Annotated in this window: 21 protein-coding genes; 9 read left to right on the forward strand and 12 right to left on the reverse strand. The window is 71.2% G+C overall.

Annotated elements, in window-relative coordinates; translation table 11 throughout:
• Positions 1–2 precede the first annotated feature (2 nt).
• Genes MM440_RS03915 through MM440_RS03925 form a run of 3 tightly spaced genes read right to left on the reverse strand, consistent with a single transcriptional unit; the run spans position 3 to position 3,705 of the window.
• The gene (locus MM440_RS03915; RefSeq protein WP_241442022.1) at positions 3–800 is read right to left on the reverse strand and encodes an SDR family oxidoreductase; all 798 of its coding nucleotides are present in this window, start codon (positions 798–800) and stop codon (positions 3–5) included.
• A gap of 3 nt (positions 801–803) precedes the next feature.
• Positions 804–1,316 (reverse strand): SixA phosphatase family protein, encoded by a 513-nt coding sequence (locus MM440_RS03920; RefSeq protein ID WP_241442024.1) that lies wholly within the window; start codon positions 1,314–1,316, stop codon positions 804–806.
• Positions 1,317–1,368: 52 nt separating this feature from the next.
• On the reverse strand, positions 1,369–3,705 hold the full coding sequence (locus MM440_RS03925; RefSeq protein WP_241442026.1) for a YhgE/Pip domain-containing protein: 2,337 nt from the start codon (positions 3,703–3,705) through the stop codon (positions 1,369–1,371).
• Positions 3,706–4,432: 727 nt separating this feature from the next.
• On the opposite strand from MM440_RS03925, the gene MM440_RS03930 reads away from it, so the two are divergent.
• Positions 4,433–5,095, forward strand: a complete 663-nt coding sequence (locus MM440_RS03930) for a TetR/AcrR family transcriptional regulator (protein WP_241442028.1) — start codon at positions 4,433–4,435, stop codon at positions 5,093–5,095.
• Here MM440_RS03930 and MM440_RS03935 read toward each other — a convergent pair.
• Positions 5,078–5,371, reverse strand: a complete 294-nt coding sequence (locus MM440_RS03935; RefSeq protein ID WP_241442030.1) for a GNAT family N-acetyltransferase — start codon at positions 5,369–5,371, stop codon at positions 5,078–5,080. The genes MM440_RS03930 and MM440_RS03935 overlap by 18 nt on opposite strands.
• A gap of 202 nt (positions 5,372–5,573) precedes the next feature.
• Here MM440_RS03935 and MM440_RS03940 point away from each other — a divergent pair, with 202 nt between their 5' ends.
• Positions 5,574–6,821 (forward strand): IS256 family transposase, encoded by a 1,248-nt coding sequence (locus MM440_RS03940; RefSeq protein ID WP_241442032.1) that lies wholly within the window; start codon positions 5,574–5,576, stop codon positions 6,819–6,821.
• A gap of 717 nt (positions 6,822–7,538) precedes the next feature.
• Here MM440_RS03940 and MM440_RS03945 read toward each other — a convergent pair.
• From MM440_RS03945 to frr, 4 genes are all read right to left on the reverse strand, one after another.
• Entirely contained in the window at positions 7,539–8,474 is a 936-nt protein-coding gene (locus MM440_RS03945) for a 2-hydroxyacid dehydrogenase (protein WP_241442034.1), read from the reverse strand.
• Between the two features lie 87 nt (positions 8,475–8,561).
• Positions 8,562–9,707, reverse strand: a complete 1,146-nt coding sequence (gene rlmN, locus MM440_RS03950) for a dual-specificity RNA methyltransferase RlmN (RefSeq protein WP_241443348.1) — start codon at positions 9,705–9,707, stop codon at positions 8,562–8,564.
• An 88-nt stretch (positions 9,708–9,795) separates the two neighbouring features.
• Complete coding sequence (locus MM440_RS03955; RefSeq protein WP_241442048.1) at positions 9,796–10,731, reverse strand: phosphatidate cytidylyltransferase; 936 nt, start codon at positions 10,729–10,731, stop codon at positions 9,796–9,798.
• 21 nt (positions 10,732–10,752) lie between these two features.
• Entirely contained in the window at positions 10,753–11,310 is a 558-nt protein-coding gene (gene frr, locus MM440_RS03960) for a ribosome recycling factor (protein WP_241442056.1), read from the reverse strand.
• A gap of 144 nt (positions 11,311–11,454) precedes the next feature.
• Between frr and MM440_RS03965 the strand changes: the two genes are divergently transcribed.
• The 7 genes from MM440_RS03965 (at position 11,455) to MM440_RS03995 (ending at position 22,823) form a co-directional block, all read left to right on the forward strand.
• Positions 11,455–14,115, forward strand: coding sequence for a helix-turn-helix transcriptional regulator (locus tag MM440_RS03965; RefSeq protein ID WP_241442058.1), 2,661 nt, complete (start codon positions 11,455–11,457; stop codon positions 14,113–14,115).
• 82 nt (positions 14,116–14,197) lie between these two features.
• Positions 14,198–14,761 (forward strand): hypothetical protein, encoded by a 564-nt coding sequence (locus MM440_RS03970; protein ID WP_241442060.1) that lies wholly within the window; start codon positions 14,198–14,200, stop codon positions 14,759–14,761.
• Positions 14,762–14,776: 15 nt separating this feature from the next.
• Entirely contained in the window at positions 14,777–15,883 is a 1,107-nt protein-coding gene (locus MM440_RS03975; RefSeq protein ID WP_241442062.1) for a radical SAM protein, read from the forward strand.
• 63 nt (positions 15,884–15,946) lie between these two features.
• On the forward strand, positions 15,947–17,872 hold the full coding sequence (locus MM440_RS03980; RefSeq protein ID WP_241442064.1) for a RiPP maturation radical SAM C-methyltransferase: 1,926 nt from the start codon (positions 15,947–15,949) through the stop codon (positions 17,870–17,872).
• A gap of 3 nt (positions 17,873–17,875) precedes the next feature.
• Positions 17,876–19,864 (forward strand): RiPP maturation radical SAM C-methyltransferase, encoded by a 1,989-nt coding sequence (locus MM440_RS03985; protein ID WP_241442066.1) that lies wholly within the window; start codon positions 17,876–17,878, stop codon positions 19,862–19,864.
• A gap of 2 nt (positions 19,865–19,866) precedes the next feature.
• Positions 19,867–20,817: a thiopeptide-type bacteriocin biosynthesis protein gene (locus MM440_RS03990; protein WP_241442088.1), complete on the forward strand. Its 951-nt coding sequence runs from the start codon at positions 19,867–19,869 to the stop codon at positions 20,815–20,817.
• Positions 20,814–22,823 carry a hypothetical protein gene (locus tag MM440_RS03995; protein ID WP_241442090.1) on the forward strand — a complete coding sequence of 670 codons (2,010 nt, stop codon included), beginning with the start codon at positions 20,814–20,816 and terminating at the stop codon, positions 22,821–22,823. Before MM440_RS03990 ends, MM440_RS03995 begins: the two co-directional genes overlap by 4 nt.
• Here MM440_RS03995 and pyrH read toward each other — a convergent pair.
• The 4 genes from pyrH to MM440_RS04015 form a co-directional block, all read right to left on the reverse strand.
• Entirely contained in the window at positions 22,813–23,592 is a 780-nt protein-coding gene (gene pyrH / locus MM440_RS04000) for a UMP kinase (protein ID WP_241443350.1), read from the reverse strand. The genes MM440_RS03995 and pyrH overlap by 11 nt on opposite strands.
• Before the next feature lie 156 nt (positions 23,593–23,748).
• Complete coding sequence (locus tag MM440_RS04005; RefSeq protein ID WP_241442098.1) at positions 23,749–24,807, reverse strand: ABC transporter ATP-binding protein; 1,059 nt, start codon at positions 24,805–24,807, stop codon at positions 23,749–23,751.
• Entirely contained in the window at positions 24,804–25,613 is an 810-nt protein-coding gene (locus MM440_RS04010; RefSeq protein WP_241443352.1) for an ABC transporter permease, read from the reverse strand. Before MM440_RS04010 ends, MM440_RS04005 begins: the two co-directional genes overlap by 4 nt.
• Positions 25,613–26,470 (reverse strand): ABC transporter permease, encoded by an 858-nt coding sequence (locus tag MM440_RS04015; protein ID WP_241442100.1) that lies wholly within the window; start codon positions 26,468–26,470, stop codon positions 25,613–25,615. The genes MM440_RS04010 and MM440_RS04015 overlap by 1 nt, the downstream gene beginning before the upstream one ends.
• Between the last annotated feature and the right edge of the window lie 66 nt (positions 26,471–26,536).

Consider the following 26,536-nt stretch of genomic DNA (forward strand, 5'->3'; position numbering starts at 1 on the left):
CCTCAGCGCAGGAACTCCGAGACCGGCCGGAGCCGGGTGCGCAGCAGTGCCTGGGTGCGCTCGGTGTCGAGCACGACCTCGGCAGGCCCCGGCGCGGCTCCTCGGGGTCCGCCCGGGATGGTGAGCGGGTCCAGCCCGTCGCGCGCCGCGACCAGCTCGCCGATGCGGTAGCGGGTCACGGCCTCCGAGCCGGCGACGTGGAGGACCCCGACGTGCTCGTGGGCCTCCCCCACCGCGACCTCCACCAGCGCCGCGGCCAGGTCGTCGACGTGCACCGGGTAGCGCACCTCGTCCGTGTAGAGCGCCCCGCGCGCCTGGGCGTGCGCGAGCCGGTGCACGAATTGCTCGGGGGCAGAGTCGCCTTCGCCGAGCACGAGCGAGCTGCGCACGACCGCGTAGGACGGGCACACCTGCGCGACGACCGTCTCCGCCGCCGCCTTGGCCGCGCCGTAGGCGCAGATCGGGTCGGGCGGGTCGCTCTCGAGGTAGCGATCCTTGGTCCCGGAGAACACCAGGTCGGTCGAGACGAGGACCAGGCGGGCGCCCGACGTCGCAGCGCCGCCGGCGACGTGCGCCGCACCGGTCGCTGTGGTGGCCCAGTCCCCCTGGCGGTAGGCGCAGTGCACGATCGCGTCCGGTCGCACACGGTCTACGAGATCCTCGGTGGCGGCCCGGTCGGTGACGTCCAGGGGCATCCCTGCGGACCTGCTCGCACCGACCACCTCGTGACCGAGGTCGGCCGCCAGCGCCGCGACCCGGGAGCCGACGTAGCCGGCCGCGCCCGTGACGAGCAGCCGCACCGGTCAGGCCCGGGGTGTGACCACGGTGACCAGGTCGGCCTGCCCGGCGTCGAGGTCGATCCAGGACCGGTCGACGGCGAGCCGGACGATGGTCGACGTCGGGAAGCCGTGCCCGAACGCTCGCCGGGTGTCGTCCGAGCCGCTGCCGTCCGCGGCGAGCCGGTGTGCCAGCGTGGGGATCCCGGGCGAGTGCCCGAGGACCAGCGCGGTGCGCACGCTGTCCGGGATGCCGTGGACCAGGTCGAGCAGGTCGTCCGCCCCACCGTCGTAGATCTCCTCCAGCTCGGACACCTCGGTGCCGGAGGCGCCACCCGCCGTCATGCCGCGCCAGGTCTGCCGGGTGCGGGCGCTCGACGAGCACAGGACCAGGTCGACCGGACCGACCTCGTCGGCGAGCCAGGTGCCGGCGGCGCGGCTGTCGGCCATGCCGGCGTGGGTGAGGGAGCGGTCGATGTCCGACCCGGTGATGCCGAACCCGGCCTCCGAGTGGCGCATGAGCAGCAAGGTCCGTTCCATGCGCCCAGCATGCCATTGCCGTCCCCGCCCAGCAGGCCGGGGACGGCTGGGGCTACAGGCTGAGGTCCGGCTTGACCCGAGCCGGCGTCCAGATGCGGGCGCGGTGCGCCGACAGCCCGGAGACCACCAGGGCGGCCGCTAGGAAGAGGGCCAGCACCCCGATGTCCAGGGCCAGCAAAGACATTCGCCCGTTATACATCAGGTGGCGCAAACCGTCGATGGCGTAGGACATGGGCAGCACGCGGTGCAGCGCCTGCAGCGGTGCGGGCAGCGTCTGCCAGGGGAACGTGCCGCCGCCGCTGACCAGCTGGACCACCATGAGGACCAGGCCGAGGAACTTGCCCACGGCGCCGAAGCGACTGACCAGGGCGTGCAGGATCGCGACGTACGTCATGGACACGAACGCCATGAAGGCGATCATCGCCACCGGGTGCTGCACGCCGAACCCCTGGGCCTTGATGGCCAGCAGGAAGACCAGCACGCTCTGCCCCACGGCCAGCAGCGCCGGCGTCATCCAGCCGCTGAGCGCCACCCGCCAGGCCGGCTGCTGGGCGGCCAGCGCGCGGTTGGAGAGCGGCCGGACCAGCAGGAAGAGGACGTATGCCCCGATCCACAGCGACAGCGCCCCGAAGAACGGCGCCATGCCCGCGCCGTAGTTGCTCGCCGCAGCCTGGTTGTCGTTAGTCACGGCGACCGGGTTGCCGATCATCTGGGCGGCTGCCTCACGCGCCTGCTGGCTCGGGTTCGGGATCTGCGACAGCCCCTTGCGTAGACCGTCCCGCAGCTGGGTGGCCCCCGAGAGTGCCTGCCCCGCGCCGTCGCCCAGCGTCTTCGCCCCTGCGGCCAGCTTGTCCGCGCCGGTGACGGCGCTCCGCTCGCCGTCGACGAGCTGGTGGGCACCGGTGGACAACCGACCCAGGCCGTTCTCGAGGGTGGTCGCTCCCCCGGCCAGCCGCGCGGATCCGGCGTGTGCCGCGGCGATGCCGCTGTGCAGCTGGGCGGAACCGGTGGCGAGCTTCGACGCACCGGCCGACACCGCGTCGGCACCGGCAGCGGCCTTGGTGGCGCCGCTCGCGAGCTTGGCTGTGCCGGTGGAGAGCTTGCCGAGCTCGCTGGTCAAGGTTTGGGAGCCGCTCACCAGCTTGTCCGCCCCCGTGGCGACCTGCTCCGAGCCCGAGGCGAGCTGATCGAGCGATCCTGCGGCCTGGGTGATCTTGCCGTCTGCCGTGTTGAGCCGGTCGTCCAGGCCCTGGGCCGCGGTGATCACGGTCTCGAGCTGCTGACGCTGGTCGGCGGTGAGCGCCTGGTCGCCGGCGAGCGCCTGCAGCTGGGCGATCACCCTGTCCCGGTTGGCGTTTCGCACGTAGGCCAGCTGCTGGGCGGCCTCGTTGGCGAGGTCGCCCGCCTTCGCCACCTTGGCGTTGCCGTCGGCGACCTTGTGCGCGCCGGCGGCCACCTGAGTGGCTCCGTCGTGCAGTCGTGCGGCGCCGGCCTGCAGCTGCGCCGCACCCGAGCTGGCGCTGGTCGCACCCGTCGCGAGCTGGCGGTTGCCGGCAGCGACCTGCGCCGCGCCGTCGGCCAGCTGTCGCGTCTGGGCGGGCAGCGCGGCCGTCTTGGAGTCGAGCGTCGCCAACCCGTCGTTGAGCTGACGCGCACCCGAGCCGAGCTGTGCCGCACCGCTGCTCGCCGAGTCGATGCCGTCCGACAGCTGCGTCGCGCCGGTGAGCAGCTTGCGCTGCCCGGTCGCGAGAGCGGTGGCGCCGTTGCTCAGGTCACCGGCACCGGTCTGCAGCCGGTCGAGCCCGGTGACGAGCTGGGCGGAGCCGTCGGCAGCCTTGGCGATGTTGGTGTGGATCTCGGTGAAGCCCAGCAGCATCTGGCTGGCGGCCGTCGAGCTGACCTTGGTGGCAACGGCTTTCGTGACCTGGGCGACCACGTTGTTCGAGATGGTGCGAGCGATGTAGCCGTTGGTGTCGTTGTTGAGCAGCTCCAGCGTGGCCTGCTGAGGGTGGTCCGACGTGGCGCTGGCCAGCTTGGTGGAGAAGTCCTTCGGCACGATGATCGCGAAGTCGTAGTCCTCGTTCTCCACCCCGCTGACCGCCTGGGCGCGCGAGACCTCGTGCCAGTCAAAGGTCTTGGAGTCGACCAGCTGCTTGGCGACCTCGTCGCCGGCCTGCAGCTTCTCGCCGTTGGCCAGCGTCGTCGGGGTGTCCTCGACGACGATCGCGGCCGGGATCTCGGCCAGCTTGGCGTAGGGGTCCTTGTTGGCATACAGGTACAGCCCTGCGTAGAGCGTGGGGATGAGCAGCATGGCGGCGAGCGCCAGCCGCAGCAGCTTGCCGGAGGTCAGCCGAGTGAGCTCGGCCAGGGCCAGGCGACGGGCCTTCATCGGACGGCTCTCCTACCTCGTAGTAGTCAGCGCTGCCGAGCAGCCGGACGCTGTTGCTGGTGCAGACCACAACGACGATAAGCCCGGTCGCTGCCAGGTCCTCGGCGACGCGCAGCCAGTCGTGCGGGTCGCCGCCCCAGCGGTCAGGACTCGCAAGGACCACCGCCTCGACCCCGGGACGCTGGGACGCGATCTCGGCGAGCCAGCGCACGTGCTGGGCGGGCGCGAGGGTGTCCCAGCGGTCCTTGAGGCGGTCGCCCGCACCGCGAGCGTCGAGGAAGGCCTCGATGTCCGGGGCGCGGGACGGGAGCCCGGCCAGGGCCAGCTCCTCCCCCAGGACCACCTTGATCGGCAGCCCCGGGTCGGGCTCGCTGATGTCGGGGACGTCCACGATGGCCACCGAGCGGCGCAGGTCGGCGGGGGTGCCGGCACCACGCCAACGCACGTGACCCTGGCTGAGCGGCAGCCGGCCGCCGAGCACCAGAGCCAGCGCTTTGCTGGCGGGACCGGGGTCACCGATGACGAGTGTCACCGTGCCGTCGGGCGCGGTGAGCGACGTCGGCAGGAGCAGCGGACCGTGCTCGCCGTTCACTGCCGCGCGAGTCGCGGAGAGGGTCATGAGGGGGGCCTTTCGGAGGCGGGACCAGAGGATCAGGATGGGCGGATCTGTGACGATTCGCTGTTTCGATACGACTCTGTATTCGATACACCACTGTATGCTTGTCCCATGACGATGGCAACCGAGCAGACCGAGCGTCCCGGGCGTCCGGTGAGCAAGCGCCGGGAGGCCACCCGCGAGCGGCTACGGGCGGCCGCGATCGAGGCCTTCGCCGAGCGGGGTTTTCACGGCACGAGCGTCGAGGACCTCTGCGAGCGTGCAGGATTCACGCGGGGGGCGTTCTACAGCAACTATGCGAGCCGCGAGGAGCTGGTGCTGGATCTCTACGAGCGACAGGGGGCCGCGATCAACGCACGGCTGGCCGAGATCGGCGCGACCGCCGACCTCGAGCCACGCGAGCTGCTGCGTCAGGTCATGGCTGTCTGGGGCGAGGAGGAGGCGGGGGCCGAGCGGCGCCGAGCCTTCAACCTGCTGCTCGGGGAGTTCACCCTGCATGCGATCCGCGACCCCGAGGCGGGCGCTGCCTGGCACGCGGTGCAGGGTCGGCTCCGCGCCGACACCGCACGGCTGCTGCAGGACTACCTGCGGGTCCGGGGGCTCACCGTGCCGGTGTCGAGCGACGATCTGGCGCGCCTGCTGCACGTCGTGGTGCAGGGCTCCACGACCCAGCACCTGCTGGACCCACAGGCCGGGTCGGCCGAGAGCCTCGCCGAAAGCTTCGTCGCGCTGCTGCTGCAGGCGGCGCGGCCGACCTCAGCCGTCGGCGCGTAGGTCGCCGAACTCGTCGGCGTGCCGCTCGAGGTAGGCCGTGACGAACGAGCAGTGCGACACGATTCGGTCACCGCGCTCGCGCACCGCCTCGAGCATCCCGCCCACCAGCGCCGTGCCGATCCCCTGACCCGCGAAGTGCGGCTCGGTCTCGGTGTGCAGCGCCACGGTCACGCCGTCGCGCTCGTCGACGTCCACGAACCCGGCGCGCTCGTCGCCCACCCAGGCCTCGTAGCGCTGCTCGGAGTCGTTCTTGACCACCCGCACGTCGTCGCTCATCCACCCATTGAACGCGCTCCCGGGCGCTCCCGCCAGGGGACGCGCGGCGGGTCTGCTCCGCGGGGGCCTATCGCGCGTAGTGAAGTCCAGCAGAGTGGTGTACGACGGACCCGAGTGAGCGCGTGCCTCCGACGTAGGCGCGGCCACCGGGTGGATCCTTCGAGTGATCTGCGAAAACCGACTCGAAGAAGGAACCACAACGATGACCGCTGTACCCAGTATCGACCCTGCCCGCTTCCTCGACGAGCAGCTGTCCCAGGCGAGCCCTGATCTGATGCGGGAGCTGCTCACCACGTTCGTCAACGCACTGCTCTCCGCCCAGGCCGACGCGGTGTGCGGCGCCGGCTACAACGAGCGGAGCCCGGAGCGGGTCAACTCCCGCAACGGCTACCGCCACCGCGACCTCGACACCCGGGTCGGGACTCTCGACGTCGCAGTGCCCAAGCTCCGCCAGTCAAGCCTGTATCCGGAGTGGCTGCTCGAACGCAGGAAGCGTGCCGAACGAGCACTGACCAGTGTGGTGGCGACCTGCTACCTGCTCGGGGTCTCGACCCGGCGGATGGACAAGCTGGTGGCGACCCTCGGCATCACCGGGTTGTCGAAGTCCCAGGTCTCGGTGATGGCCAAGGAGCTCGACGAGCAGGTCGAGCAGTTCCGTACCCGTCGGCTCGAAGAGGCCGGGCCGTTCACGTTCGTCGCCGCCGACGCGCTCGTGCTCAAGGTCCGCGAAGGTCGGCGGGTGGTGCCGGTGCACGTGCTGGTAGCCACCGGCGTGAACGCTGGTGGGCACCGCGAGATCCTTGGCGTGCAGGTCACCACCAGCGAGGACGGCGCCGGCTGGCTCGCGTTCTTCCGCGACCTCACAGCCCGCGGCCTGGCCGGCGTCAAGCTCGTCACGTCCGACGCGCACGCCGGGCTCGTGAGCGCGATCGCCGCGACCATCCCGGGCGCTGCCTGGCAGCGCTGCCGCACCCACTACGCAGCGAACCTGATGTCCGCGACCCCAAAGTCGTCCTGGCCATGGGTCAAGGCGTTGCTGCACTCGATCTACGACCAGCCCGACGCCGACGCCGTCCACGCCCAGTTCGACCGTGTCGTCGACGCCCTGGCCGAGAAGCTTCCCGACGTCGCCGAACATCTCGAGGACGCTCGTGCCGACATCCTCGCGTTCACGCCGTTCCCAAAGGAGGTCTGGCGTCAGATCTGGTCGAACAACCCCAACGAACGGCTCAACCGCGAGATCCGCCGACGCACCGACGTGGTCGGGATCTTCCCCGACCGCGCATCCATCATCCGGCTCGTCGGCGCCGTCCTGGCCGAGCAGCACGACGAGTGGGCCGAAGGCCGCCGCTACCTCGGGCTCGACGTCCTCGCCCGCGCCCAAGCCATCGACACCGATCACGCCGAGGAGGTGAGCACCGACCTCGAACTTCAGGCCCTCACGGACTGACCGACACGCCCAACCGAGGGATCAACCTCGTACACCACCCCAGCGGACTTGACCTCGCGCGTGTGCCCGACCGCCCAGCCTCGCCCCGATCTACTGGGTTACTTGTTCGTAGCTGGCCGAGTTGTTCTGCACTGGCCATCTACACCCATCGCAGAACAGCTCGGCCATCGCAGAACAGTTGGCCCAGTGGGACGGCGACCCAGGGGTCGGAACGCGGTCTACTCCCGTGCCGCAGGCCCACAGACGCGCACAAACCCGTGACGCGCCGCCGAAACCGTAAGACGCGCAGGTCCCGGACCCCGGTATGTCACGGCTTCATGCGCACCCCACGAGTTCCTGCGCAACGTCACACCCAAGACGCCACCCCGTAGACCCCTCCAGCACCACCAGCCCCACCCACCACACCGTCCACTCGGCCACCACGCCGACGCCGGCACCCACCCCCGCCGCCCACCCCGTTGCCGTGCTCGACACGGCGCTTAGCTACCGAGACGGCAGCTGGCCACGCCAGACGCGTCGACACGGCAGTTGGCCACCGAGACGGCTGGTGCAGCAGCCGTCTCGGTGGCCAACCACCATCTCGACGGCTCTGCGGTAACTAACCACCATCTCGGCGGCCCCGCGGTGGCCAACCACCATCTCGGCGCGGGGCTCGCGCGAGGCGCGCGAGGCGCGCGAGGCGTGCCGGGCGAGCCCGCGGGGTGCGAGTGGGCGCCGCTAGCTGGTCGTGCCGGTCGCGACGACGTGCTCGAGCGACTCACCGCGGGCGAGGCGCTCCAGCTGCGAGCGGATCAGCCGGGCGGCCCGGGGGGCGAAGGCGTCGGTGAGGCCACCGAGGTGCGGGACCTCGAGGACGCCGTCGAGGGCGAGCAGCGGGTGGCCGTCGGGCAGCGGCTCGGGGTCGGTGACGTCCAGGGCGGCGCGCACGTGGCCCGAGGCGACGGCGTCGACCAGCGCATCGGTGTCGACGACCCGGCCGCGGGCGACGTTGACCAGCAGCGCGCCCTTCTTCATCCGGGCGAGGAAGTCGGCGTCGACCAGCCGCTCGGTGGCGTCGGTGAGCGGCACGATCAGCACGACGACGTCCTGCTCGGGCAGCAGCGTGTCGACGTCGTCGAGCGCGTGGATGTGGTCGACGAGCTCGTCGCCGTCGCGGTCGCGCGAGGCCACCGCCGTGAGCGTGGTCTCGAACGGCAGCAGACGGCGCGCGATGGCCTGCCCGATCTCGCCGTAGCCGATGATCATGACCTTCTTGTCCGCGAGGCCCGGCTCGAATCGGCGGTCGTCCCACCGGCGCTCGCCCTCGGACTCGAGGTAGTCCGGCAGCCGGCGCTGCGCCGCGAGGATCAGCGTGGCGGCCAGCTCGGCGGTCGCGGAGTCGTGGACGCCGCGCGCGTTGGCGAGCTCCATGCCCGGCTGCAGGAACGGCAGCGCATGCTCGTAGCCCGCGCTGAGCAGCTGGAACGCGGTCGCGTCGGTCGCGCTCGCGAGGTTGTCGTAGCCCGCGCTGGTCACCTGGTAGGGGCTCACCACGAAGGTCACCCCCACGGGGTCGGCCAGCGGCCCGGACATGTCCCACACCTGCAGGTCCACGCCGTCGACCGGTCCGACCAGGTCGATCCAGCGCTGCTCGGGGACGGTGACCTTCAGCACGATGAGCTCCTTGCGGTGGGTGGGTGATGGCTGTTGCGAAACAGGATGGAGGAGAACGGGATTCGAGACGAGCGGCCCGGGGACGGGCTATGCGGTGACGGCCGCGAGCTGACCGCAGGCGCCGTCGATGTCCTGACCGCGGGTGTCGCGGACGGTCGTCGGGATGCCGTGCGCGCGCAACCGCTCGACGAACTGCTGCTCGACGCCCTTGCGGCTGGCGGTCCACTTGCTGCCCGGGGTGGGGTTGAGCGGGATGGGGTTGACGTGCACCCAGCCCTTGCCGCGCGCGGCCAGCTGCTCGCCGAGCAGGTCGGCCCGCCAGGCCTGGTCGTTGATGTCACGGATCAGGGCGTACTCGATGGACACGCGGCGACCGGTGGTGTCGAAGTAGCGGCGGGCGGCGTCGAGAGCCTCTCCCACCTTCCAGCGGGTGTTGATCGGCACCAGCTCGTCGCGCAGCTCGTCGTCGGGCGCGTGCAACGACAGGGCCAGCGTGACGGGGATGCCCTCGCCGGCGAGCTTGTCGATGGCCGGGACCAGACCGACCGTCGACATGGTGATGCCGCGGGCGCTCATGCCGAGCCCGTCGGGCGCCGGGTCGGTGAGCCGACGGATGGCGCCGATCGCGGCCCTGTAGTTGGCCAGCGCCTCGCCCATGCCCATGAACACGACGTTGGACACGCGCAGCGGGCCGGCGTCGCCCTCGGGCATCGGCCCGAGCTCGCCCGCCTTGAGGCTGCGGGCCGCGCTCACAACCTGCTCGACGATCTCGGCGGTGCTCATGTTGCGCTGCAGGCCGCCCTGCCCGGTGGCGCAGAACGGGCAGTTCATGCCGCAGCCGGCCTGGCTGGAGATGCAGATGGTGGCGCGGCCCGGGTAGCGCATGACCACCGACTCGACCAGCGCGCCGTCGAACAGGCGCCAGACCTTCTTGTGGGTGAGGCCGTCGTCGGCCACCCGGGTCGCGACCGGCGTCAGCAGCTGCGGTAGAGCCGCCGCGACCAGATCGGCGCGCTGGGCCTTCGGCAGGTCGGGCATCTGGTCCGGGTCGACGACCAGGCGCTCGAAGTAGTGCGTCGACAGCTGCTTGGCGCGAAAGCCCTGGTGGCCGAGCCCGGTCAGGAAGTCCTTGCGCTCACCTGGGGCCAGGTCGGCCAGGTGCACCGGCGGCTTGCCCCGGCGCGGCGCCGCGAAGGTCAGCTGGCCCGGGCGTGGACGGGTTGGTGTGCCCAGCTCGACGGCGCGCTGGGCACCGGCGTGGTGCTGGGAGCGGAGGGCTGGTCTACGGTCATCAGCTCCATTGTCGCAGGCTCGCGCAGGGTCAGCCCGGCGCGGACCCCGGGAGCAGGTAGGACAGGACCACCCAGGCCATCGGGGCGACCATCAGCAGCGAGTCGAGCCGGTCCATGATGCCGCCGTGACCGGGCAGCACGTGGCCCATGTCCTTGATGCCGATGTCACGCTTGATGACCGACTCGCAGAAGTCGCCGACCGTGGCCGTCGCCGCCGACGCGACGCCGAGCAGCGCCCCGATCCACCAGTCGGCGTGCAGGATGAAGTGCACGGACAGCGAGCCCGCGACCATGCAGGTCAGGGCCGAACCGGCGAATCCCTCCCAGGACTTCTTCGGGCTGACGGAGGGGGCCATCGGGTGCTTGCCGAAGAGCACGCCGGCGACGTAGCCGCCGATGTCGGAGCAGACCGTCACGAGGATGAAGATGAAGACCCGCCAGTGCCCGTCGGGCGGCGCCAGCATCATCATGCAGAACGCCGCGAGCAACGGCACGTAGGCGACGGTGAGGACCCCGCCCGAGACGTCCCGCAGCGCGTGGACCCCGCCGTCGAGGGCGCGCCACACGATGATCGCGAGGCACACCAGGGCGAAGGCGAGGGTGAGCGAGCGGGGGCCGCCGACGAAGGCGATCGGCAGCAGCGCGAGGCCGCCGGCGAGCGTCGGCACGAGCGGCACCCGGACGTGCTGGTGGCGCACTGCCGAGGCGATCTCCCACATGCCGATCGCGACGGCGACCATGACGACCGGCAGGAAGGTCTCGCGGCGGGTGAACAGGGACACGACGATGAGCAGGCCGAGGCCGACACCGACGCTGATCGCCGCACCCAGGTTGCGCCCGGCGCGGTTGTTGACCCGGGCCCGACGCGCCTCGCGGACCGCGTCGGCCGAGCGAGCCTCCACCGCGCTGCCGGCGGGGGCGCTCGGCATCTCCGGCTGAGGATCGCTGTCGGGTGTGCTGCTCATGAGGGGCCGGGAGCCTCGGGGTCAGACCTCGAGGAGCTCGGACTCCTTGGCCTTGAGCAGGGTGTCGACGCTGTCGACGTACTTCTTGGTGAGCTGGTCCAGCTCCTTCTCGCCGCGGGTGCCGTCGTCCTCGCCGACCTCGCCGTCCTTGACCAGCTTGTCGATCGCGGTCTTGGCGTGGCGGCGGATGTTGCGGATGGACACCTTGGCGTCCTCACCCTTGGTGCTCGCCAGCTTGATGTACTCCTTGCGCCGCTCCTGGGTCAGCTCGGGGAGGACGATGCGCAGCACGCCGCTGTCGTTGTTGGGGTTGACGCCGAGGCTGGACGCGCGCAGCGCCTTCTCGATCTCGTGCGTCGCGCTCTTGTCGAAGGGCGTGATGAGGATCATCCGCGGCTCCGGCACCTGGAAGGACGCCAGCTGCTGCAGCGGGGTCGGCGCGCCGTAGTAGTCCACCAGCACCTTGTAGACCAGGGCGGGGTTCGCGCGGCCGGTGCGGATCGCGGCGAAGTCCTCCTTGGCCACCTCGACAGCCTTCTCCATCTTCTCTTCGGCCTCGAACAGCGTGTCGTCGATCATGATTGGTCCTTCGCGTGTCATCTCTACCGGCTGCGCGGGTGGTCGTGGCCGATCTTCTCACCTTTTGTGTCCGGTAGCCCTACCCACCGCACTCGCGTGCGTGCCACTCTCGTGGTGAGAGTCAGATCTTACGAGGGGGCCATCATGTCGACGCTTCCGACGACGGGGGGTGGGCCGCCAGGTGCGCGCGGGGATCCGCCCTGCCTAGGCCGAGTCCGCGAGCTCGCCGTCCTGCTCACTGCGGTGGATGCCGGCGGGACGGGCCTCGCGGTCGTTCGCGGACCCTGCGGGATCGGCAAGACCCGCGTCCTGCGGGAGGTGCATGCCCGAGCGGCGGCCGCCGGCCGGTCGTGCGTCGCGGTGTCCGCCACGCACGCGCTGCGACCCGTGCCGTTCGGTGCGCTGCTCCTCGCCTTTCCCGACCTCGGCAGCGGAGACCTCTTCTCGATCCTGCGCGATGCCGCCGCCCTGGTGGATCGACTCAGCCTGCACCAGCCGCTGCTGTTCCTCGTCGACGACGTCGACGAGCTCGACGACTGCACCGTCGCCCTGGTGCGCCACGTCGCGCAGACCGGGCGTGCGCTCGCGATCGCCACGGTCCGGGAGGCGGACAGCCCCACCGCGACCCTGCTGGTCAAGGACTTCCCGCACACCGAGGTGGTGCTCGGGCCGCTCGCCCGCAGCGCGGCCGACACCCTGGCCACCCTCCTGCACGGCGCCTCGCTCCCCCGCCCCCAGCTCGACCGCCTGTGGCGGCTGTGCGAGGGCCACCCGCTCTACCTCAGCGAGGCGGTGCGGCACGCGCTGACGTCCGGGCTCGAGGAGCAGTCGCCGCCGGGCACCACGGACGAGGCGTTGCGGCTCCTCGCCCAGGCGCGGTTGCGCGCCGTGCCCCCTGAGCTCGCCCTGCTGCTCGACGTCCTGGCCTATCTGGGCCGCTCCCGGCTGCGTCGGCTCGCCCGCCTGGGGATCGGACCCGCGACGGTCGAGCGGGCGGAGGATGCGGGCCTGGTGCGCACGGAGCGCACGACCTGCGGTCTGGTCGTGTCCTGGCCACACCCCTACATCGGGGAGCTGAGACGCTCGCTGCTGACGCCGGTGCGTCGGCTGCAGGTCGCCCGGCGCCTCTGGGAGAGCAAGGACGCCAGCGACGACGTCGTGTCCCTCGCCCTGTGGCACCGCGACGGAGAGATCGCCCCACCACCGGGGCTGTACCTTCGCGCCGCATCCCGCGCGATGCACAACCTCGACCTTCCCCTCGCCCTGGGGCTGGCCACCGACGCCGTCGCCGCCGGGGACGGCGCCGAGGCCAGCGCGCTCCTCGCCCTGCTGCTCGTGCTGTGTGGTCGTGCCGGGGAGGCCGACGCCCACCTCGCGTCGATCGTCTGGAGCGCCCCGGGCGACGGTGGCCCTGACACCGTGGACCCGCACGCGCTCGCCCGCCTGGTCGCCCTCCGGTCGTGGTGCCTGAACTTCGCGCTGAAGCGTCCTCGTGCGGCGACCGACGTGCTGGACCGGGCGACAGCGGCCCTCGCCGACGGCCCCGGTGTCGTGCCGGTGCTGGCCGTCCAACGAGCACAGCAGGCGTCCTTCCGCGGGGACCCCCGAGAGACCCTCGCGTGGACGGCCATGGTGATCGAGGACGACGAGGCACCCATCGACGTCGTCGGGGCAGCCCTGCAGCTGCGTTGCGCAGCCCAGACCCTGGGGGGTCAGCTCGCCGGTGCCGTCGAGAGCGGGCGGGCGGCGCTCGCCCAGCACCGAGCCAGCAGCGGCGACCACTGGACCCATGCGCGGGAGGAGGCCCTCGCGTCCCTCGCGACGGCCCTCACCTTCGAGGGTGACCTGCCCGGTGCGGGTGCCATCATCACCGAGCGCCTCGAGGCCTGCCGGGCGGCCGCCTGGCCGGCCGGCGAGGTGGTCTGGTCCCTGCAGGCGGCGCAGCTGGCGCTCTTCAGCGGGCGGTTGACCGAGGCGCAACAGCTGATGGAGACGGCCGACCTGGCGCTCCCCCACGACTTCCCCTACACGGACTGGCTGACGCTGTGCCGTCATCAGCTGGCGGCCCTCGTCGCCGCTGCGTCCGGTCGGCCGGCGGCGGCCCGAGCCGAGCTCACCGCGCTCGGCGACGGGCCCGACGCCCGGCTGGGCGCGGTGCGATGGTGGGCAGGGTCGGCGCGGGTGCACACCCTCATGGCCGAGGGCCACCGCGCCGAGGCACTGGTCACCGCCCGCCGCGAGGTCGCCGAGGCGCACCGGGCAGGCCAGCACGGCTGGGAGGTCATCATCGTCCAGGCGCTCGCCGACCTGGGCGCCGTGGACGAGGCGGCCGCGCTGGGGTTCGGCCTGGAGGCGCTGCTCACCGGACGGTGGCCGCGGCTGCGTCTGTGCCAGATCCAGGCACTCGGTGAGCGCGACGGACGCACCCTGCTGGAGGTCGCCGACGGCTACCAGGAGCTCGGTCTGTCCGGACCGGCCCTGGGCGCGGCGCGGCAAGCCGCGCGGCTGCTCGCCCACGGCGCCGCCCACGACGTGCGCGCTGCGCGTCGCCGACTCGAGGCCTTCCGCGCCTGCTGCACCGGTCCGGAGGAGGAGGACACCCGCCCCGGTGGGGGGCTGACCGCCCGTGAGCAGGAGATCGCCGAGCTCGCCGCCGACGGGCTCACCAGCGCAGCCATCGCGGCCCGGTTGGTCCTCTCGACCCGCACGATCGACAACACCCTGGGGCGGGTCTACACGAAGCTCGGGGTGGCCGGTCGCCAGGACCTCAACCGAGTAGTGCGCGCCCCGAGCCTGCCCAAATAGAGTAGTCACTACTCACGCTCTGCGATTCATCTCACTCCTAGTGTGTGGAAATCACTCGTCCACACGCACCGAAGGAGTGGAGATGACCTCCATCGCCGAGTTCCAGCGCACGCTCATCGATGACGCCGCCGAGCGCGCCAAGTTCGCCGCCGACCCGCGCACCTACCTTGCCGATCACGGCATCGAGGTGCCCGCCTCCGTCGACCTTCCGACCTCCATCGACCAGGCCGTCGTCGACCGGCAGGTCGCGAAGGTCCGCACCGCGCTCGAGGAGGACGGCACCTCGGTGGCGGATCTCGACCGCTCCGACCCCCAGGCCGTGACGGACTTCGTGGCCGAGACCATCGCCATCCGCAACAAGGACCTGAGCCGCGTCCGGGCCGGCGTCGACGCGCTCGGACCCCAAGGAGACAACGCCACCGTCGCCGTCGTCGCGGCCGTCGTCGCCGCCGTGGTCGCGGTGCCCGTCGCGGTGGCGGGGGCCGTCAGGGAGATCGACGAGCGCGTCCTGCCCGCGAGCGGGATCGAGCGGGTGAGCCGGGGTGTCGGTGGCAGCCTGACCGTGCACACCGCGGAGGGCCTGCGCGTCAGCGGACTGAACGTGCAGGAGGTCGCCCGCCTCATCCAGATCTCGCGGCAGCGCTGAGCGGCTGGTGCCGTCATGACCTGGACCCCCGCCCAGCACGAGGAGCTCGTGCACGCGCCGCCCCAGGCCGACGGCGTGCGACCGGCGCGAGAGTTCGCCCTCATGCTCTCGCGCCGGTGCAACCTCACCTGCCGGCACTGCGGCATCGAGTCCTCACCGCGGGTGCGGGACCGGATGGCGCTCGAGGACGCCGAGCGGTTCATCGTCGAGGCGGCCGCGCTGCCCGACTTCGGCAAGGTGACCTTCACCGGTGGCGAGCCGACCCTCATACGTCGGGACCTGCTGGTCCTGCTCGACCTCACCCGGAGACTGGGCCTGCAGTCGCGGATCGTCACGAACGGCGGCTGGGCCCGGACCAGGGACAAGGGGCTGTCCTTCCTCGGCGCGCTCAAGGCCGCCGGCCTGGGCGAGGTGAACTTCAGCGCCGACCGCTTCCACCTGGAGTTCGCCCCCGCTCAGACGCTGCGCAACGCGCTGGACTGCGCCGCCGAGCTCGGCTACCCGCGGATCGTGTCGTTCGTCTCCAACGGGGACCAGGACCCGCTCGCGGAGTTCGCTCAGCTCTACGGCGTAGAGCGTGACCGGCTCCTGGACCTGCGCGAGGTGACTCGCCAACGGCTGCCGCTGCACCACCTGCAGGACGACTACATCTTCGTGTACTACGGAGCGCTCATCGGCCTCGGTCGGGCGGCGACCCACCCGGAGGACCTGCGGTGGTATCCCGCCGACTTCTTCCCGCCGGGGAAGGTGTGCGGCGAGGTCGTGAACAAGCCGGTGCTGTATCCCGACGGATCGTTCCAGGCGTGCTGCTGTGCCGGGGGCAAGATCAGTGCCTTCACGGTGGGCAACGCCTTCGACACGAGCGTCGCCGAGCTCTACGACGCCATGGCCGCGCGGTCGCACTTCCGGTTCATCACGACCCACGGTCCGCGCAAGCTCTACGACATCATGCGCGCGGCGACACCCGAGCGCGCTCTGCCGCAGGACTACACCTCGATCTGCGAGATGTGCGTCCGCGCCACCGATGGCGTCGCCGCCGAGGTCGTAGACCGGGTGGTCGACAGCTACTTGGTCGAGGAGATGCTCGGCACGCTCCTCGGCGACCAGCCCGTCGACGCGTGACCCGAAGCCTGACCTGAGTGCCTACCAGAAGCCTGACCCGAGGCCCGACCCGAGGAGGAGCGGATGCGCCTTGCTCTCGTCTCCATGCCCTTCATGCCGGTGACCACGCCGGCCCTCGGACCCAGCCTCCTGTCGAGCATCGTGAGGGCGGCCGGTCACTCCTGCGAGGTGATCTACGGCTCGCTCGAGTTCCTGTCGTGGACGGCGTCGCTCGCCGACTCGATGGCCGACGCCTTTCTCGACTACAGCGTCCTCGCCAGCACGGACGACCTCGGTGACGTGTTCTTCGCGGACCAGCTGTGGCCGTCGACGGCCGGCGCGGTGGACGAGGTCCTGGCGAGGCTGGCGACGACCGAGGGGCTCCCGCTGACGATCGACGAACGGGTGCTGGCGACGGCCCGGATCCTGCAGTGCCATGATCGGCTCGACGAGTTCATGACGATCATGACGGAGCTGCGGACGTGGGCCGACTACGACGTCATCGGCTTCTCGTCGATGTTCGCGCAGAATGCCGCCTCGCTCGCACTGGCCCGCTCCATCAAGCAACGTGCTCCGCAGAGCACCATCGTCTTCGGCGGCGCGAACGCCCAGGGCGAGATGGGCGTCGAGCTGATCGAGAGCTTCCCGTGGATCGATCACGTCCTCGCCGGGGAGGCCGACGACGCCCTGGTGACGTATCTCGATCTGCTGGCCCAGGGCCGCTCGCCCGACACCGTTCCAGGAATCACCCTGCGACACCCCTCAGGGGTGACAAAGACCGTTGCGCCACAACAGGTTCACCACCTGGACGAGCAACCAGACCCTGACTTCGCCGACTACTTCGCTCAGCGGCCACCCGCGATGGACTCGGTCGCCCCGCGCACCCTGGTCATCGAGCTCGCGCGCGGGTGCTGGTGGGGCGCGATCCGGCACTGCATCTTCTGCGGCCTCAACCCGAGCGGCCTGAACTTCCGCAGCCGGTCGCCGGAGTCCGCTATCGGCCTGATCCATCGGCTCGCGAAGCGATGGGACTGCACGACCTTCATGGTGGTGGACAACATCCTCGACCTGGCCTACTTCGACACCCTGCTGCCGGCGCTCTCCGGGGCCGGCCTCACCTTCTTCTGCGAGGTGAAGTCCAACCTGCGGGAGGACCAGGTCGCACGGCTGGCCTGCGCCGGTGCCTCGACGGTCCAACCGGGGATCGAGAGCCTCAGCTCCCCCGCCCTGGCGCTGATGCGCAAGGGCGCCCGCGCACTCACCCAGGTCGAGCTCCTCAAGCACTGCCGCAACCACGACGTCGAGCCGCTGTGGTTCCACCTCTACGACGTGCCCGGCGAGAGAGCCGAGTGGTACGCCGACTCGATCGAGCTGATGGCGCGCATCCCCCACCTGTCCCCGCCCCGATCGGCCAACCCGCTGGTCGTCGACCGGTTCAGCCCCATGTTCGACCGGCCGGACGAGTTCGGGCTCGGGGAGCTCGTCCCCGCGTGGCACGCCGACCTGGTCTACGCCGGCGTGGCCCCCGAGTCACGCAGCCGGCTGGCGTATCACTTCTTCGCTCGGGTCGGCCACGACGTGACCGCCGACTACGAGCCTGCGCTTCGTGCCGCCGTGGGCCGCTGGCACGAGCGGCACGACGGAGGCGCCCGGCTCACCCAGCAGATCGGCGAGTGCTCGACCCTCGTGGTGGACGAGCGCAGCGCGGACCGGGCGGCGGCCGGGGCGTCGGCGTACCTCCTTCGCAGCTGGCAGCACCTGGCCTATCGGGCGATGCGCCGAGGCCAGCGCCCCGATGCCCTGGCCCACCTGGTCGACGGCTGCCCGCAGGACGACGCGACCCTGTCGGACCCGGACCTGGCGGTGTCGCTGCGAGCCGCTGCGCTCGGCGCCCAGACCTTCGACGTGGAGCCGGTAGACCTCGCGGGGCTCCTCACCTGGCTCGACGACGCCTCGCTCGTGGTCCGGCTCGACGGCAAGTGGCTGGCCCTGGCCACGGACGCGCGGTGAGTCATGGGCACCGGAGCGCAGCTGCGGGTGGAGCTGGTCTATCCCCCCTTCGGACCCGCCGGTCTGCCGAGCCTCGGCCTGGGTCTGCTCACCACGCTCGTCCGCGGTGCCGGACACACCTGCCGCACGCACTACTGGAACCTCGAGATCACGACGGTGCTCCAGGGCGACTCACCGTCGGAGCGGCTGACCGCGTATCGCCGACTGAGCCAGCGAAACTGGTTCCCCCTCAACGAGTGGGTGTTCGCCGAGGCTCTCTTCGGCCACCGGCCGGCCGACGACACGGAGGTCGACGTCCTGAACATGCTGTCGACGGTGGATCCGGGTGGCTCTCTGGAGCGGGGGCTGCTCGACCTGCTGGAGCTGCGACGGCGAGCCGACGAGCTCGTGGAGCGGCAGGCGGATCGGCTGATCGGTGCCGACGTCGTCGGGATCGGGACGACCTTCTACCAGAACATGGCCGCCCTGGCCCTCGCCAAGACGGTGAAGGCACGCAGCCCCGGCACCACGGTGATCCTCGGAGGCGCGAACTGTGACGGCGAGATGGGCCCAGCACTGTTCGACGAGTTCCCTTTCCTGGACGCGGTTTTCGTAGGCGAGGCGGACGACACCATTGTGCCGTTCCTGGACTCGGTCCTCGTCGGTCGGCCACGACCACTCCCCGGCGTCCGGCAACGCGGCCTACCTCGTGACCAGGTGACCAGCCACGCGGTCGCGGACCTTGACACCGTGCCCTCGCCCGACTTCAGCGACTGGTTCGACGAGCAGGAGCGCTACGGGGTCCGGGCCGCCGCAACCTCGGTCATCGCGCTCGAGGCCTCTCGTGGCTGTTGGTGGGGTGCCGTGCACCACTGCACGTTCTGCGGGCTCAACGCTCTTGGCATCGCGCACCGCAGCAAGTCGATCGACCGAGTCGTCGCCGAGGTGCGCGACGTCGTCGCGGCGAGCGGCGCGCGGTTCGTCTTCATGACCGACAACATCCTGCCCATGAGCCTGCTGAGCGGCGTGCGTGATCGGTTGGGCGGCCCTGACACCGAGATCTTCTTCGAGGTCAAGGCCAACCTTCGGGCGGACCAGGTGCAACGACTCGTGCACCTCGGTGTCACGGCCGCGCAACCGGGCATCGAGAGCTTCAGCAGCCCGGTGCTTCACCACATGAACAAGGGGGTGAGCGCAGCGACCAATGTCGAGTTCCTGCGCAACGCGGCCGAGGCGGGACTGCGACCCGCCTACAACATCCTCTACGGCTTCCCGAACGAGGACCCGGCCTGGTACGCACCCATGATCGATCAGGTCCCCCGCCTCACCCACCTCGTGCCACCCTCGGGGCTGGCTCAGGTGGAGTACCACCGGTTCAGCCCCTATCACAGCGCGGCGGACCGCTACGGCCTGGACCTGGTGCCCGCACCGGAGTACTCGCGGCTGTATCCGTGGGATCAGCAACGGATCTCGCGGGTCGCCTACCTCTTCGTCCCGCGCCGGCCCGCGGCTCGGCCGGCGTATGCCACCACCCTCACCGAGGCTGTAGACCGGTGGCGCACGGACCATGCGCACGCCTCGTTGAGCTGGCGCCGGGTGGGCGCCGACATCGTCGTGGACGACCGGCGCGCGACCCGTCGCGTCCTGCGACTCACCGGCTTCCTGACCACGCTGCACGACGCGCTGGCGCGACCTCGCTCGCCCAGCGCGCTGGCCGACCTGGCCCGCGCCGAGGCCTGCGCCGAGACCCGCGTCGAGGCCTGCGTCGCAGAGATGGACGAGGGCCCGGCCACCGTGCCGGACGGACCACCTCTCACCGGCCGACCCGGCGAGCAGACCTTGTCCTGCACGGCCGCTCAGTTCATGGCGGACCCGGGCGCCTGGCTGGGGGCGCTCGACGCTGCTGGGTTGGTCTTCCGCGACGACGACGGCGAGCGCACTCGCTACGTGCGGATCGCCGTCGCTGCAGGCAGCCCGCCTGCCACCGACCACTGGGAGAGCACGGGTGTGTGACGGTGTCTGACCACCTCGACGGCGACGCGGCCCATCTGCTCCTGCGCACCGAGGCCGAGGTCCGTAGCCGCGCCTCGGCTGCTGGAGTCGACCCCGCACCGGCGCTGGCCTGGCGACGGCGCCTGTGCGGCGGCGCCGGCTCGGACGCCTGGACGCAGTACGACATCGATCTGCGTGACGACGGCGCGGTGCAGACCTGGTTCGACTCAGACCTCGCCGTGACGCTGCGGCGCATCCTGGCCGAGGCGGACGCGAGCGAGGCGATCTATGTCCGCAAGCGTCCGGCGATCCGGCTCCGGCTGGAGCACCTGTCCGACCCCGGACGCCGCGAGGTGGAGCGGTCCTTGGCGTCCCTGGCGATCCGGGACGACGGGATCACTTGGCGTGCGGGCAGCTATGCGCCCGAGCTCGCCCTGCACGGCGGCGCACACGCCCTGACGCTCAGCCACAGCTTCTCGACCGCGGACACGCTGGCGACCCTCGACTTCCTGCGATCCGGGGCGTCCGGCGCGCCGGAGCACTCCGTCGGACAGCTGATGCGCGTGTTCTCGTTGTTCGTGGAGGACCGCTGGGAGCTGTGGGACGTGTGGACGAGGCTGGCCGTCCTGCGGGACGTGCCCAGTGCACCGGACCGTTGGTCCTCGTGCGCCTCCGCCCCCGCCGCACTGGCGTGGGTGGTCGCCGACGTGGATCAGGTGCTGGCCGGCTCGGCCACCCGCGACGACCACCTCTCCGAGGTCGTCGAGGCCCTCCGACCCGCCGCGGGTGACGTGGCTTCCGGGTGCTACGGCTTGGAGGTGCCGATCCGAGAGGTGCTCCCTCTCTGGGCCGTGTTCCACTGGAACAGAATGGGTTTCGATCTCGCCATGCAACGGGCACTGATCGCCCTCGTCGTCACAGCCCTCACCCCGCTCCCGTCTCGTGCACCGACGAAGCCAGGGGCATCGTCGTGACCGGGTCCGTCGTCGTGACGGCGGACGGCACCGCCCGCGAGACGGTCGGCTGGAGCGCCGCTCACCAGGTCATCGCTCGAGTGCCGCTGCTGCCCGTGTGCTCTGCGGAGTCGCCCTATGCCGACTTCCTCGCCGCCTGTCGCGACCAGGACGAGCTGGAGCATCGGTTGCTGCGCGTCGGGCGGCTGCTCGCGGCAGCGATCACACCCCTGGTGCCGCAGGCCCCCACCCCCACGGCTCGGCGAGCCTTGCTCCGGTGCCGGCGAGCGCTCTACAACGGACGGGCTGTCCGGGCCGACGAGCTGACCGAGCTGCCTCTCAGGGAGGCCGCGATCCTGCTGAAGTATCGGCGGCTCCAGGAGGCGGCCACCGACGCCGAGCAGCAGGCGCTGAGCCGCTGGCGGACGGCCCGACGACGCAGCCTCGGTGAGCTTGTGGCCCGTATGCAGCTGCTGGACGAGCGAGACGGCGTCCCAGACCTGCCGGCGTCCCTCACGACCGCGTGGCAGGGTGTCAAGGAACGCGTCGAGGCGACCGGCCTGCCGCACGAGATGGCCTCCAAGCCCTCGCGACTCGAGGTGTCGGGATGGTCGGTGCTGTGGCGCGCCGAGCTGAAGACCGTGCCGCTCGGGGCGCTGTGCTCGGTCGCTCCGGTGAGGTGGACGCGGACCTTCGGGGAGCACCGCACCGGCCGTGCGGGCACCCTCTCGAGGCCGAACGAGCGGGTGTCGGTCGCCAACGACCGCCTGCCGCTGGAGGGCCGCGACAGCCGCTGCGGCGCCGCCCGGCTCGATCCGCACACCGTGTGCCCGTCGCTCGTGGACCTGCACTGGTTCGGCGCCCAGGTGTGCGAGTCTGCCCCGGCGCCGGACGGTGCAGCTCTCGCCGACCTCATGCACCGGGCCGGTCTGGTGCGGATGTCCTTGTCCGAGGCGGCCGCGCTGGTCGACTCCGTCGGTGGGCTGACGGCAGCCCGGCTCCTCACCCGGGACCGAGGTGGCAGCCTGGCCTCGGACCGGACCTGGGCTGCGACGGTCGCGGACGCGGTGACGTCGGGGCGGCCGATCCTGTCGGCTCATCAGGTGCCGCCGGGTCATCAACGCCGCGCGTCAGGCGTCCGGGCCACCGCGCGGCTGCATCCTGCGACGACGCGCTCGGGTGATCCTGCCCTGCGGCTGTCGTTCTGGGGGGCGGCCCGGATGTCGTTCGTGGCGCGCTATGCCCGCGCGCTGCACGGTGACGGGACGGACCGGCTCGCCTGGCTGGACACCTGGCCGGGCCTCACCGACCTCGATCCGGGCACCGGGCTGGCGGTCGATCCCCACCCTGGTCGGTGCCGCACGCTGGGATGGCGAGCAGCGAGCGCGCAGACAGCCGACCTCGGTCGGATCGTGGTGGTGCCGGACCCGGGCGGAGTCCACCTCGTCGACCCGTCCACCGGACACCGCATCGACCCGGTCTACCTCGGCATGCTGGCTGTCGGGCGCCTCCCGTCAGCCATGGGCCTGGCGCTCGCGGTCGCGGACCGCCACCGCAGCACGATCGACGCCGTGCTGGCTGCCGTCAACGCGCACCTGGGCCGCCGGATCGCCGACAGCGTCCGGTGCGGTGCGGCCACGGCGATCCCGCCGGTGTGGCTCACCGACCATCTCCAGCTGAGCCCACCGACCTGGGTGATCCCCCTGGCCTCGGTCCCCGAGCCTGCTCGCCGCCCCGGCCCCGCCGGCTTCCGGGCCTTCCACCGTTGGGCGCAAGGCCAGTCGCTGCCGTCCGGGCCGGTCGCGGTGCGGCCCGTCGAGAGCCAGGACGAGCGATGCCTGCGTCTCGACCACCCGGAGGGGGTCATGGCGCTGCTGCGCATGCTCGGCGCGCCCGCCGGAGCCGTCCTGGTCGAGGATCTCTCCTCGCTGTGGACGTCCCCGCACGAGACGCTGTCAGCCGGGGAGGACCGCTATCGCTACGAGCTGGCGGTGCAGCTCGATGGCCGCGCTGCGGTCAGGCGGTGACCAGCGTCCCGATCTTCTCACCTCGCACGGCGCGTGCCACATTTCCCTCACCCTCCATGCCGAACACGATCATGGGGAGCTTGTTCTCGCTGCACAGGCTGAACGCGGCCGCGTCGATGACCTTGAGGTTCTTGGCCAGCGCCTCGGCGTAGGTGAGGTGCTCGTAGCGTCGGGCGTCGGGGTTGGTGCGCGGGTCGGAGTCGTAGACCCCGTCGACGCCGCTCTTGCTCATCAGGACCGCCTGGCAGCCGGTCTCGAGGGCGCGCTGGGCGGACACCGTGTCGGTCGAGAAGTAGGGCATGCCGGCGCCGGCGCCGAAGATCACGACCCGCCCCTTCTCCATGTGCCGCATCGCGCGACGCGGGATGTAGGGCTCGGCCACCTGGCCCATCGTGATCGCGGTCTGGACGCGGGTGTCGATGCCTTCCTTCTCGAGGAAGTCCTGCAGCGCCAGACAGTTCATCACCGTGCCGAGCATGCCGATGTAGTCGGCGCGGGCGCGGTCCATGCCCTGCTCCTGCAGCTGGGCGCCGCGGAAGAAGTTGCCGCCACCGATGACGACGCTGACCTGCACGCCGGAGCGCACGGCCTCGGCGATCTGCTTGGCGATGCCCTTGATGACGGCCGGGTCCAGGCCGACCTTGCCGCCACCGAACACCTCGCCGGACAGCTTGAGCAGCACCCGCTTGTAGGGGCGCAGGTCTTCGGCGTCGCTGCGGTGGGCCGCCTGGTCGGTCCGCTCGATCTGCTCGGTCTGCTCGGTCTGCATCGTCAAGGGGAGCCTCCTGGAGCGGGGGGAAGTCGGTCGTGGGTAGTTTTCCACATCGTGCGGACGTCAGGGACCAAGGGGCCCAGCCCTTGCCGTGCCCTGGCACAGGCCTCGCCCAGCCCGCACCAGCCGCGCCTGCCCGCGTCGGCGGTCGCGCTACCGCTCCTGCAGTCGCCGGCCGTCGCGGAAGAGGAGGGGACGGGCGAGGTCTACGTAGACCTCCTGGCCGACGGGCAGGCTCTGGCCCACCGCAAGGCTGTGCAGGGTGCGGTCCTCGACCTCGACGACGAGCTCGTGGAAGGCACCCCGCGGGACGACGCGCACCACCCTGCCCCGCAGCCGGTCCTGCGGCGCGTGGCCGGCGGCCGAGGCACCCGGCTCGTCCACCGGGATCAGCCGGACGTCCTCGGGGCGAACGCCGGTGAGCAGGCCCTCCTCGGGGACCAGACGACCGCCGACGAGCCGGCCCGGCAGGGAGTTGAGCTGACCGACGAAACCCGCGACGAACTCGGTGCGCGGGTCGGTGTAGAGCTCGTCGGGCGCGCTGACCTGCTCGATCCGCCCGCCGTTCATGACGGCGATCCGGTCCGACATCGACAGCGCCTCGTCCTGGTCGTGGGTGACGAGGACCGTGGTGATGCCGAGCCGCTGCTGCAGCTCGCGGATGTCCTCGCGGACCTTGACCCGCAGCTTGGCGTCGAGGTTGCTGAGCGGCTCGTCGAGCAGCAGCAGCTGGGGCTCCTGGACCAGGGCCCGGGCGAGAGCGGCGCGCTGCTGCTCACCGCCGGAGATGGTGGCCGGGCGGCTGTCGCGGTGGTGCAGCAGGTTGACCAGGCCGAGGACGTGCTCGACCCGATCGGTCACCTCGTGCTTGGGCAGCCGGCGCAGGCGCAGTGGGTAGGCGACGTTCTTGAAGACGGTCATGTGCGGCCAGAGCGCGTAGTTCTGGAACACCATCGCGCTCGGGCGGCGCTCGGGTGGCAGACCGACGACGTCCTTGCCCTCGATCTCGATGCTTCCGCCGTCGGCCGCGAGGAAGCCGGCCACCATGCGCAGGGTCGTGGTCTTGCCGCAGCCGGAGGGGCCGAGCAGCGAGACCAGCTCGCCGGGGTGCACGGTCAGGTCGAGGTCGTCGACGACGGTGCGGTCGCCGAATCGCTTGACCAGCCCGGTGATTCGTAGCCCGTCGGTGGCGCGGGCGGCCTGCGTCGTCATCGGATCTGGAAGCCTTCGGCGAGGTGGCCGCCCATGACGTGCTTGCGCACGAGCAGGAGCAGCAGGACGGACGGGACGGACAGCATGATGGAGAAGACGGCGGCCACCTGGGGCGGGTAGTTGAGGATCAGGGAGTACATCTGGGTGGGCATCGTCATGTAGTCGGGCGCGCCCACGAGGTAGGTGCCCTGCGCCTCGTCGAAGCTGGCGAGGAAGCTCATGATGGCGGCCACCGCGATGCCGGGCAGGGCCAGCGGGAGGGTCACGGTGAAGAAGACCCGCAGCGGCTTGGCGCCGGCGTCGCGGGCCGCCTCCTCGAGGCTGCGCGGCACCGACGCGAACGCCGCGGCCGGGATCCAGGTCATGAAGACCACGGTGCCGATGACGTGCACGATGAGGATGCCGAGGACCGTCTGCATGAGGTTGAGCGCGTAGAACAGGGAGGCCATCGTGGCGAACAACCCCATCTTGGGGAAGGCGTTCGTGGCGAACAGACCGATGAGCATCGCTCTACGGCCTGGGAACTCGCGCCGCGCGAAGGCGTAGGCCGCGGGCAGGCACACCAGCGCCGAGATCAGCACCGTGAGCGGCGCGAAGGTCAGCGAGTTCTGCACCGCGGCGCCGAGGGCGGGGTCGTCGAGGACCACCTTCCACCACCGCGTGGTCAGGCCGTCGGGCAGCAGGTTGGGGTAGGTCCAGCTGGTCGCGAACGCCTGCGACGCCAGCCACAGCAGCGGACCGAAGACGAACAGGCACAAGGTGATCACCGCGACCGCGAGCAGCCCGCGCAGCGCCACGCGCCCCATCACCGGACCGCCTTGGCCGCGGTGCGGAAGTTGGCCCACACGTAGGCCGCGCCGATGACCGACGCGAGCGCGAACACGACGAACGCCATGACCACCGACTGCTGGGGCTGGTTGAACGACGAGAAGTAGTTGTTGATGTCGACGCCGAGCATGGTGGGGGCGTTCGGGCCGGTGAAGTAGGGGACGGTGAACGAGCCGAGGACACCGATGGCGGTGAACGTCGCCGCGATGATCACCGGCACCGTCGCCATCGGCAGGATCACCGACCACACGGTGCGCGCCAGCGACGCCCCCGCGTCACGGGACGCCTCGATCACGGCGTCCGGCACCGCCTGCACGCCCGAGCTGATCATCAGCACCGCGAACGGCAGCGAGGTCCACACCGAGCCGATGATGATCGCCGTCTGGGTGTAGGCCCACACCGGGCCCTCGACGCCGATCTGGGCCAGCGCGGTGCGCACGAAGCCGGTGCCGGAGTAGAACAGCAGGATCGCCCACGAGCCGATGACCACGGGGATGAACATCGGCACGATGGCCAGCACCGCCAGCGCCTTGGCGAGCCTGCTGTCCGAAAGTCGTTGGTAGAGAGCGATGCCGAACGCCACCAGCATCACCGCCACGGTAGACACCACGGTCACCGTCACGGTCAGCGCCAGGTCGCGCTGGAGGCGGGCGTTGGTGAGCACCTCGCGGTAGGCGTCCAGCGTGCCCCACCAGGAGGTGGCGACGTGCTGGTGCTGCGCGATCGTCGCGGTGACCGAGTTGAGCCCGCCCGTGTGACCGAGGCTGTAGAGCAGCGCGGTCACGATGGGCAGGCCGACGAAGACCAGGATCAGGACGATCGGCGGCAGGGCCATGAGCAGGCCGCCGGACCGTCCTGGGTGGGTCCGGCGAGGTCGTGCCTCGTGCTGCGCGGGTGAACC

It is taken from the genome of Arsenicicoccus piscis (assembly GCF_022568835.1).
GTDB lineage: Bacteria > Actinomycetota > Actinomycetes > Actinomycetales > Dermatophilaceae > Arsenicicoccus > Arsenicicoccus piscis.